The sequence below is a fragment of the Janthinobacterium sp. UMAB-60 genome, assembly GCF_900095235.1.
Lineage (GTDB): Bacteria > Pseudomonadota > Gammaproteobacteria > Burkholderiales > Burkholderiaceae_D > Janthinobacterium.
This window is the reverse complement of the sequence record NZ_LT607524.1, coordinates 1-1,124: the sequence shown is the minus strand read 5'-3', so window position 1 is coordinate 1,124 and position 1,124 is coordinate 1. Positions and strand designations below refer to the sequence as shown.

Genomic DNA, 1,124 nt, shown 5'->3' with positions numbered 1-1,124 from the left:
CCTTCTTCCATCGCGATCGGGTTGATCAGCTTGACGGTGATCGACACGTTATCGCCTGGCATGACCATTTCTTTGTCTGCTGGCAACTCGATCGAACCAGTCACGTCCGTTGTGCGGAAGTAGAACTGTGGACGATAGTTGTTGAAGAATGGCGTATGACGGCCGCCTTCGTCTTTCGACAGAACATAGATCTCGCCGGTGAAGTGCGCATGCGGCTTGATCGAGCCTGGCTTGGCCAGAACTTGACCACGTTGCACGTCTTCACGCTTGGTGCCGCGCAGCAGCAGACCAACGTTGTCGCCTGCTTGACCTTGGTCCAGCAGTTTGCGGAACATTTCCACGCCGGTGCAAGTCGTTTTGACGGTATCGATAATACCAACGATTTCGATCTCTTCGCCGACTTTGACAATGCCGCGCTCGATACGACCGGTGACCACGGTACCGCGACCCGAGATCGAGAACACGTCTTCCACTGGCATCAGGAACGCACCGTCAACAGCGCGCTCTGGCGTTGGGATGTACGAATCGAGGGCATCGGCCAGACGCAACACTGCATCCACGCCCATTTCGCCTTCTTTGCCTTCCAGCGCCATACGTGCCGAACCTTTGATGATAGGCACGTCGTCGCCAGGGAACTCATACTTCGACAACAGCTCGCGCACTTCCATTTCAACCAGTTCCAGCAGCTCTGCGTCGTCGACCAGGTCGCACTTGTTCAGGAACACGATGATGTATGGAACGCCAACTTGGCGGGCCAGCAGGATGTGTTCGCGGGTCTGTGGCATTGGGCCGTCAGCTGCGGAGCATACCAGGATCGCGCCGTCCATCTGCGCAGCACCGGTAATCATGTTTTTGATGTAATCGGCGTGGCCTGGGCAGTCAACGTGCGCGTAGTGACGCGCTGCCGTTTCGTACTCGACGTGAGCGGTGTTGATCGTGATACCGCGCGCTTTTTCTTCTGGTGCCGCATCGATCTGGTCGTATGCTTTGGCTTCGCCGCCGAATTTCTTCGACAGAACCGTTGCGATTGCAGCGGTCAGCGTGGTTTTACCGTGGTCGACGTGGCCGATGGTGCCGACGTTGACGTGCGGCTTGGTCCGTTCGAATTTACCTTTTGCCATTTT

Annotated in this window: 1 protein-coding gene; it reads right to left on the bottom strand. The window is 56.6% G+C overall.

The genetic code is table 11. The annotated features are described in order from the left end of the window. A partial coding sequence (gene tuf, locus K0F86_RS27145) for an elongation factor Tu (protein WP_102124360.1) occupies positions 1–1,121 on the bottom strand: 1,121 nt, incomplete at its 3' end. Between the last annotated feature and the right edge of the window lie 3 nt (positions 1,122–1,124).